8 protein-coding genes are annotated in these 8,880 nt (G+C 74.7%); 4 read left to right on the forward strand and 4 right to left on the reverse strand.

The annotated features are described in order from the left end of the window. A partial coding sequence (locus AB0L34_RS31300) for a response regulator transcription factor (protein ID WP_363708972.1) occupies nt 1–609 on the forward strand: 609 nt, incomplete at its 5' end. A 76-nt stretch (nt 610–685) separates the two neighbouring features. Here the strand turns inward: AB0L34_RS31300 and lipA are convergent. Further along, complete coding sequence (lipA, locus tag AB0L34_RS31305) at nt 686–1,735, reverse strand: lipoyl synthase (protein WP_357451099.1); 1,050 nt, start codon at nt 1,733–1,735, stop codon at nt 686–688. Between the two features lie 355 nt (nt 1,736–2,090). Here lipA and aspS point away from each other — a divergent pair, with 355 nt between their 5' ends. Both aspS and AB0L34_RS31315 read left to right on the forward strand, forming a co-directional pair. Continuing rightward, nucleotides 2,091–3,377, forward strand: coding sequence for an aspartate--tRNA(Asn) ligase (aspS, locus tag AB0L34_RS31310; protein ID WP_363708973.1), 1,287 nt, complete (start codon nt 2,091–2,093; stop codon nt 3,375–3,377). 34 nt (nt 3,378–3,411) lie between these two features. Continuing rightward, entirely contained in the window at nt 3,412–4,452 is a 1,041-nt protein-coding gene (locus tag AB0L34_RS31315) for an FUSC family protein (protein ID WP_363708977.1), read from the forward strand. An 85-nt stretch (nt 4,453–4,537) separates the two neighbouring features. Here the strand turns inward: AB0L34_RS31315 and AB0L34_RS31320 are convergent, their stop codons facing one another. From AB0L34_RS31320 to AB0L34_RS31330, 3 genes are all read right to left on the reverse strand, one after another. Then, a complete protein-coding gene (locus AB0L34_RS31320; protein ID WP_357451114.1) occupies nt 4,538–4,930 on the reverse strand; it encodes a VOC family protein in 393 nt (130 codons plus the stop codon). A gap of 9 nt (nt 4,931–4,939) precedes the next feature. Continuing rightward, nucleotides 4,940–5,581 carry a lipoyl(octanoyl) transferase LipB gene (lipB, locus tag AB0L34_RS31325; RefSeq protein ID WP_350707875.1) on the reverse strand — a complete coding sequence of 214 codons (642 nt, stop codon included), beginning with the start codon at nt 5,579–5,581 and terminating at the stop codon, nt 4,940–4,942. 67 nt (nt 5,582–5,648) lie between these two features. Continuing rightward, on the reverse strand, nt 5,649–7,469 hold the full coding sequence (locus tag AB0L34_RS31330) for a DUF2079 domain-containing protein (RefSeq protein ID WP_363708975.1): 1,821 nt from the start codon (nt 7,467–7,469) through the stop codon (nt 5,649–5,651). A 162-nt stretch (nt 7,470–7,631) separates the two neighbouring features. On the opposite strand from AB0L34_RS31330, the gene AB0L34_RS31335 reads away from it, so the two are divergent. Continuing rightward, a complete protein-coding gene (locus tag AB0L34_RS31335; protein ID WP_363708979.1) occupies nt 7,632–8,843 on the forward strand; it encodes a PHB depolymerase family esterase in 1,212 nt (403 codons plus the stop codon). Nucleotides 8,844–8,880 lie beyond the last annotated feature (37 nt).

Genomic DNA, 8,880 nt, shown 5'->3' on the forward strand with positions numbered 1-8,880 from the left:
AGCGCCGTCGCCCGCACGGCCGCCCGGGCCGGCGACCCCGACCTGGCCGCCGCGGTGTCCGCGTTCGCCGCCGGCCTGCCGGCCCGCTGCCCGGCCGAGCGGGCGCACGCCGCCCAGGTGGGCGCCCTCCTGGCTGCCGGCGACCAGGCGCTTGCGGCGTGGCGGGCGGCGGTCGCGGCGTGGCGGGCGGACGGGCAGCCGTACCCGCTCGGACGCGCGCTGCTGGCGCTCGCCGAGGCGGCGGCCGCGGCGGGGGAGCGGGACGAGGTGGCGGCGGCGGTCGGCGAGGCCGCCGCGATCGCCGACCGGCTCGGCGCGGCGCCGCTCGCGGAGCAGGCCGCCACGCTGGCCCGCCGGGTCGGCCTGCGCGGGGCCACCCGGGGCCGCCCCGGCGCGGACCTGCTCACCCTGCGCGAGCGGGAGGTGCTGCGCCTGGTCGCGGAGGGGCACAGCAACAGCCGGATCGCCGAGCAGCTCTTCATCTCGCCGAAGACGGCCAGCGTGCACGTCTCCCGGATCATCGCCAAGCTCGACGTGAGCAACCGCGTGGAGGCCGCCGCGCTGGCCCACCGCCTCGGCCTGCTCGGCGAGCCCACCGCCCCCCGCTGACCCTCGATCGAGGGTCGCCCGAGGGGCGGAGGCTCGCCGCGACGTACGGCGGTGCCGGCGCGCCGGCCGGGGTGGGTCAGCCCGCGGTGACCTGGGTGCCCTCGCGGGCCTCCAGCGCCTGCCGGTAGAGCCGGCCGGCCCGGTACGACGAGCGCACCAGCGGCCCGCTCATCACGCCCGCGAAGCCGATCTCCTCGGCCTCCTCGCGCAGCTCGACGAACTCCTCCGGCTTCACCCAGCGGGTGACCGGGTGGTGCCGCGGCGTGGGGCGCAGGTACTGCGTGATGGTGATCAGCTCGCAGCCGGCGTCGTGCAGGTCACGCAGCGCCTGGGAGACCTCGGCGCGTTCCTCGCCCATGCCCAGGATCAGGTTGGACTTGGTGACCAGCCCGTCGGCGCGGGCCTGCCGGATCACGTCCAGCGAGCGCTCGTAGCGGAACGCCGGCCGGATCCGCTTGAAGATCCGCGGCACGGTCTCCACGTTGTGCGCGAGCACCTCCGGCCGGGCGCCGAAGACCTCGGCGAGCTGCTCGGGGACCGCGTTGAAGTCGGGGATCAGCAGCTCCACGCCGCAGCCGGGCTGGAGGGCGTGGATCTGCCGGACGGTCTCGGCGTAGAGCCAGGCGCCGCCGTCGGGCAGGTCGTCCCGGGCCACGCCGGTGATGGTCGCGTAGCGCAGGCCCATCGAGACCACCGACTCGGCCACCCGGCGCGGCTCGTCGGCGTCGAACTCGGCCGGCTTGCCGGTGTCGATCTGGCAGAAGTCGCAGCGCCGGGTGCACTGGTCGCCACCGATGAGGAAGGTGGCCTCCCGGTCCTCCCAGCACTCGTAGATGTTGGGGCAGCCGGCCTCCTGGCAGACGGTGTGCAGCCCCTCGCGCGAGACGAGCCCGCGCAGCTGGGTGTACTCCGGTCCCATCTTGGCCTTGACCTTGATCCACGGCGGTTTGCGCTCGATCGGCGTCTCGGCGTTGCGCGCCTCGATGCGGAGCAGACGCCGCCCCTCGGGGGCGGGCGTCGCGGGGCGCGCTACCTGGCCGGTCGTCGGCGCGGAGTGCTCGATCGTCACAAAACCGAGCCTACGCCCGACGGCCGCCGTCGATGTACCGCGGGCGACCGGCGTCACGCCGGAAGCCTTGTGACGCCGGACACCGGAGGCGGGAAAATCGCGTCACAGCAGGCGTCGGCGGGGTGCTACGGTTCCCGGCAGAGCTGTGACGGAGCCGAGTAGCGGCCCGATCCGCCAGCCGAGAGAGCCGCCGGTTGCTGTGAGGCGGTCTGGCGCCGGACCGCGAAGACCCTCCCGAGCTGCGGGAAGAACGGCGTGTGCGCGCCAAGTAGACCCCGCCCGGCTGGCCCCGGTGAAAAGGCGACGAACGAGGCCCCCGTCAGCGGGGGCGAAGGTGTGGTGGCACCGCGAGGTTCCCGCTCGCCCACACCTCCCGGGGATCGCGTTGCGATTGATCGAGGAGGTAACCGCCGTGCAACGCATCCTTTCCCACCAGCTCTCCGCCCATGTCGGCGCAACCGTCCGGATCGCCGGCTGGGTGCACCGCCGCCGGCTGCTCAAGTCGGTGGCGTTCCTGATCGTCCGGGACGCGGCCGGCCTCGCCCAGGTGGTGGTCGCCGACCCGGCCGTCCGCTCGGACCTGGAGAAACTGACCGAGGAGACCGTCGTCGAGGTCACCGGCACGGTGGTCGCGAACCCGACCGCTCCCGCCGGGGTCGAGGTCGCCGAGCCGACCGTACGACCGCTCGGCCCGCCCGCCGTGCCGCCGCCGTTCGACCTCTACCGGCCGGCGCTGACCGCGAGCCTGCCCACCCAGCTCGACCACGCGCCCGTGGCGCTGCGCCACCCGACCCGTTCGGCGGCGCTGCGGGTCTCGGCGGCGGCGGTGGCCGGCTTCCGCGCCGCGCTCGACGCCCGCGACTTCGTGGAGATCCACACGCCGAAGGTGGTCGGCTCGTCCACCGAGAGCGGGGCGAACGTGTTCGCGTTGGACTGGTTCGGCCGGCCCGCGTACCTGGCCCAGTCGCCGCAGTTCTACAAGCAGCTCATGGTGGGCGTCTTCGAGCGGGTCTACGAGGTCGGGCCGGTGTTCCGGGCGGAGCCGCACGACACGGTGCGGCACCTGGCGCAGTACACCTCGCTCGACGCCGAGCTCGGCTTCGTCACCGACCACCGGGACGTGATGGCCGTGCTGCGGCACACCGTGGCCGGCATGCTCGACGCGGTACGCGGGCGGGCCGGCGCCGCGCTCGCCACGCTCGGCGTCGAGGCCCCCGAGGTGCCGGCGGAGATCCCCGCCGTGCACTTCACCGAGGCCCTGGAGATCGCCGGCGCGCCGGCCGACGAGCCGGACCTCGCCCCCGCGCACGAGCGGGCGCTGGGGGAGTGGGCGCGGCGGGAGCACGGCTCCGAGTTCCTCTTCGTCACCGGCTACCCGATGGCGAAGCGGCCCTTCTACACCCATCCCGACCCGGCGCGGCCCGCGTACTCCAACGGGTTCGACCTGCTGTTCCGGGGGCTGGAGCTGGTGACGGGAGGGCAGCGGCTGCACCGGCACGCCGACTACCTGGCGGCGCTCGCGGCCCGCCGCGAGCCCGTCGAGCCGTACGCCGGCTACGTCGACGCGTTCCGGCACGGGATGCCGCCGCACGGCGGTTTCGCCATCGGGCTGGAGCGCTTCGTGGCCCGGCTGACCGGCGCGGCCAACGTCCGGGAGGTGACCGCCTTCCCCCGCGACCTGCACCGGCTCACCCCGTAGCGGTATATGAAGGAGCGGGGGTGCGGTGGGGGTGATGGGCGAGCGGTTCCGGGCGACGCTGCGCGACCTGCTGCACCTCCGCGAGGCACACGGCGCCCACCGGGTCGCGCTGCGGGCCGGCGTCAGCGTCCTCGTGCCGCTGCTCGCGGTGCTGGCGGCCGGCCACCCGGACTGGTCCCTGTACGCCGCGTTCGGCGCGTTCACCTCGCTCTACGGGCGCAACCACGTGCACCTGTCCCGGGCGGCGATGCAGGCGAGCGCCGGGGCGGCCCTCACGGTGTCGGTGGTCCTCGGGGTGCTGGTCGGCTCCCTGGAGTCGCGGGCGTGGGTCGCGGTGCCGGCCGCGGCGGCCGTCGCGGCGGCGGGAGCCGTGCTCGCCGCCGCGCAGGACTGGCACCCGCCGGGACCGCTCTTCCTCGTCTTCGGTTTCGGCGCCGCGGCGTCGGTGCCGCACGCCGTCTCCGACGTGCCGACCGCGGCGGCCGTGGCCGGGCTCAGCAGCCTGTTCGCGCTGCTCGTCGGCGCCGTCGGCAGCGTCCTGCGGCGGCGGCGGAGCCGTCCCGCGCGGCTGCGCCACGTGTGGACCTGGGAGCCGGTCCGCTACGCCGTCGCCGTGGTGCTGGCCGGCGGCGCGGCGACGGCTATCGGGATCGGGCACCCGTACTGGGCGATGGTGGCGGCGGTGGCGCCGCTCAGCGCCCAGGGCGTCACCGCCCAGCTGGTGCGCGCCGGGCACCGGATCGTCGGCACCCTGCTCGGGCTGCTGACCAGCGCGGCCCTGCTCGCGCCGGGGTTCCCGCCGGTCGCCACCGTCCTGGTGGTGGCGGCGCTCCAGATCGTCACCGAGCTGCTGGTGGGGCGCAACTACGGGCTGGCGCTGCTGTTCATCACGCCGATGGCCCTGCTGATGGGCCAGCTCGCGGCGGCCCGCCCGGTGGGGTCGCTGCTCTTCGACCGGGGCGTCGAGACGGTGATCGGCGCCGCCATCGGCGGGGCCGTCGTCCTGTGCCAGCCCTGGCTCCGGCGCCGCGGCGGTGCGCCGGAGCACCCGCCCGAACCGGCCGGTCAGGTCTGACCGCCGGGCGTGGGCGGGTGCCCGGTGCCCGTCGGCGGTCAGGCCGGGCCGGGGCAGCGTGAGCGGGGGTGCGTCCCGCTGCCGGTCAGGCCGGGCCGAGGAGATCCCAGAGGTTGCCGGCGATGTCGCGGAAGACCGCCACCCGGCCGTACGGCTCGGTGCGCGGCGGCCGCACGAACTCGACGCGCGCCTCGACCATCCGGCGGTAGGTGGCGTCGAAGTCGTCGACCTGGAGGAAGAAGCCGACCCGGCCGGCGACCTGGTCGCCGACGGCCTGCGCCTGCCGCTCGCCGTCGGCGCGGGCCAGCAGCAGCCCGGTCTGCGCGCCGGGCGGTCGGACGACGACCCAGCGCTTCGGGCGGCCGTCGTTGGTCAGCGACGGCGAGTCCTCGACCAGGTCGAAGCCGAGCACCTCGGTGAAGAAGTCGATGGCCGGGTCGTACTCGGCGACGACGACGGTGACGAGATCGATCCGCACGGGCGGAGGTCAGGCCGCGACGAGGGCCGGCAGGTGGCGCTCGACCACCGGCAGCACGTCGGCCACGGTGACCGGGCGGCCCAGCTCGGCGGTGAGCGAGGTGACGCCGGCGTCGCGGATGCCGCAGGGCACGATCCGGTCGAAGTGGCCCAGGTCGCAGTCGCAGTTGATCGAGAAGCCGTGCAGGGTGACCCCGCGGGCGACCCGGATGCCGATGGCGGCCACCTTGCGGGCCGGGCCCCGGTCGTCCTCCGGCACCCAGACCCCGCTGCGCCCGTCGACCCGGCCGGCGGCCAGCCCGAACTCGGCGCAGACGTCGATCAGCAGCTGCTCGGTGCGGCGTACGTAGGCGACCACGTCCACCGGGTCGGGCAGCCGCACGATCGGGTAGCCCACGAGCTGCCCCGGGCCGTGCCAGGTGATCTTGCCGCCCCGGTCGACGTCGACCACCGGCGTGCCGTCCATGGGCCGGTCCCACGGCTCGGTGCGCTTGCCGGCGGTGTAGACGCTCGGGTGCTCCAGCAGCAGCACCGTGTCGCCCCGCTCGCCGGCCACCACCGATTCGTGCAGCCGGCGCTGCTCGTCCCAGGCGGCCTGGTAGTCGAGGAGACCGGCGCGGACGGCCGTGAGGCCGGAAGTCGTCGTGCTCACGCGCCAAGCCTAGACCCGTACCGGCCGGTCACCTGCGGTGACGCGGCTCACCACGGCACCACGGCGTTCATCCCTGCGGGACCCGCCACAGCCAGACGTCGTCCACCCGCTCGGGCGGGCCGAGCAACGCGGTCACGGTGCGGCGGACCGCCTCCTCGTCGACCGGCCACTTCGCCCCGTGCACCTCGTCGGCCAGCACCACCGTCTCGATCCGCCAGTGCCGCAGGTCGGCGTGGGCCTCCTGGATGCTGCCCTCGGTGATGATCGGCACCAGCCCGCTCCGACCGGCCTCGTCGAGCATGGCGCTGAACGGGCGCGGCGGCGGGCCGATCCGCCCCCGGCCGTCCGGGCCGCCCGGGCCGAGGAAGAAGCCGGAGGGGATGGCGAACTCGCCCTGCCGGTGCGCCAGCGCGTACGCCTGCCAGCGCTGCCCGTCGGGATAGACGTCGAGGGTCAGCGGCACGGGGGTCAGCACCCCGCCCGGGGAGACGTACTCGCGCCAGGTGCCGGCGGTGATGAAGCGCGGGATCGGCTCGCGTTCGATGGTCAGCAGCGGGGTCGGCAGCAGCGGCACCAGCGCCACCGCGAACCCGGCCCACCAGGCCAGCCGCGCCGGGCGGCGCCGGGGCGGCTCGGCCCGCAGCCGGTCGACGGTGTACGCGAGCAGCACCCCGATCACCGGCGCCACCACCAGCGCCAGCCGGGCGGGCAGGGCGGCGTTCATCACCGGCAGGTGCCCGAGCAGGTCGAACGGCATCGGCAGGTCGGCGCGGTGCCCGTCGACCTTGGCCTCGGGGCCGAAGGAGAGCACGGTGAAGACCACGGCGGTCACGCCCAGCGCCCAGAGCGTCGCCCGCCGGCCCGCGTCGGCCCGGCGCCACAGCGCCACGAAGCAGGCGACGACGAGCAGCAGCAGCGGGATCCCGAAGAACGAGTTCTCCTCGGTCGGGTTCGGCGCCAGCCGGGTGCCCAGCCCCACCTCGCCGGCCAGCGAGCGGCGCGGGTACGCCCCGAACGCGACGACGTCCTCGGAGTGGATGACCGCGTCGAAGCCGGTGCCGTGGAAGCGCTGCGGGCCGGCGAAGTGCAGCCAGAGCGGGTACGCCAGCAGCACCCCGGCGACCACGGCGGTCACCCCGAGCCCGCGCAGGAAGGTCGGCAGCACCGCCCGGGCCTCGGCGCGGTGGGCCGGGTGCAGCGCCCAGACGGCCACGAAGACGCCGAGCGCCAGCGCGGTGAAGAAGAGCCCCTCGGCGGCGATGGAGAAGGCGACGGCGACGAGCGCGCCGAGGATCGCGCCGTCGCGCAGCGGGCGCCGGGAGCGGCGCAGGGCGAACGTCCGCCAGACCAGCAGCGGCACCAACCAGCCGGCGGTCCAGTTCAGGTGGGCGTTGGCGTGCGACACCATGCCGGGGGAGAAGCCGATGAACAACCCGCCGACCGCGGCGGCGAGCGGGCTGCGGGCCAGGTGCCGGGAGAACAGCCAGTACCAGGCGAGCGCGGTGGCGGCCAGGTTGAGGGTGAGGATCACCAGGAACGTGGCCGGCGGCCCGATCAGGTACGTCAGGGGGGCGAAGACCACCGCGTACACGGTGATCGAGGTGTTGACCGCGAGGTTCACCCCGTCCGGGACGTTGACCAGGTGGGTGAAGAGCGGATCGTCGCCGTGGGTCACCGCGTGGCCGCCGAAGGCCAGCAACCACTCGAAGAGCGCCTGGTCGCTGGAGTTGACCGTGATGGCGCGGACGTTCGGGTCCCGCCACAGCCCGCTGGTCACCCAGACGGCGAGCGCCAGCGCGACCAGCGCCACGATCAGGTCGGCCCGGCGGTCGCGGACGACACGGGGCGGCGAGGCCGGCGAGGGCGCCAGGGACGGGGAGGTCGGCACGCAGCGGACGTTACCAACCGGACCTGGACACGCCGGTCAGGACGCACATCCTCCCGACAGCGAATGTGTGACCGTGGCCCATGTCACACCATCGACACATCGACGTAACGTCGCGGCAATTCGCGGGTGACCCAGTTCACAACCCGTCCCCAGGAGGCCCCCGTGCGCCGCTCCTCGTCCCTGCTCACCCGGCTGACCGGTGCGGTCGCCGGGCTGGTCCTCGCCGCCACCGCGGTCGTGACCCTCGCCGCCCCCGCCCAGGCCGCCACCCTCACCCAGGTCACCGGCTTCGGCTCCAACCCCGGCAACCTCGCCATGTACGCGTACCGGCCGGACAACCTCCCGGCCGGAGCGCCGGCGGTCGTGCTGCTGCACGGCTGCACCCAGGACGCCTCCGGCTACTTCGCCAACTCCGGCTGGCGCAAGTACGCCGACCAGTGGAGGTTCGCCCTGATCGTGCCGCAGCAGTCCAGCGCCAACCAGCAGCTGAGCTGCTTCAACTGGTTCGTGGAGCAGGACATCACGCGGGGCTCCGGCGAGGCGCTGTCGATCAAGCAGATGGTCGACTACGCCAGGAACAACTACGGCACCGACCCGGGCCGGGTCTTCGTCAGCGGGCTCTCCGCCGGCGGGGGGATGAGCGCGGTCATGCTCGCCACCTACCCGGACGTCTTCTCCGCCGGCTCCGTCATCGCCGGCCTGCCGTACCGCTGCTCGCCGCCCGCCACCACCAACGCCTGCCAGTTCCAGGGGGTGAACAAGACCCCGCAGGAGTGGGGCAACCTGGTCCGGGCCGCCCATCCCGGGCACACCGGCCCGCGCCCCCGGGTCGCCATCTGGCACGGCACCTCGGACTTCACCGTCGTGCCGGCGAACGCCACCGAGCTGCGCGACCAGTGGACCAACGTCCGGGGCGTCTCGCAGACCCCGACCAGCACCGCGTCGCTGCCCGCCAACACCAGCCTCGAGGTGTACGGCAACAACGACGTGCGGGTCTACCGGATCTCCGGCATGGGCCACGGCACCCCGGTCGACCCCGGCTCGGCCGCCGACCAGTGTGGCACCACCGCCCCGTACATCCTGGACACCATCTGCTCCGCGTACCACGACGCGGTCTTCTTCGGCCTGGACGGCGGGACCCAGCCCAGCCCGACGGCGACGGCGAGCCCCACGGCCTCCCCGACGGCGAGCCCGACCACCGCGCCGACCTGCGTGACCGCCAGCAACTACGCGCACGTCGGCGCCGGCCGCGCCTACCAGTCCGGCGGTTACGCCTACGCCAACGGCTCGAACCAGCGGATGGGCCTCTACAACACCTTCTACACCAGCACCCTCAAGCAGACCGGCCCCAACCACTGGGTCGTCGGCTGCTGACCCGCCGCGACGCGGGCCGGGCGTCCGACCCGCGTCG

This window comes from Micromonospora sp. NPDC052213, from assembly GCF_040679695.1.
Lineage (GTDB): Bacteria > Actinomycetota > Actinomycetes > Mycobacteriales > Micromonosporaceae > Micromonospora.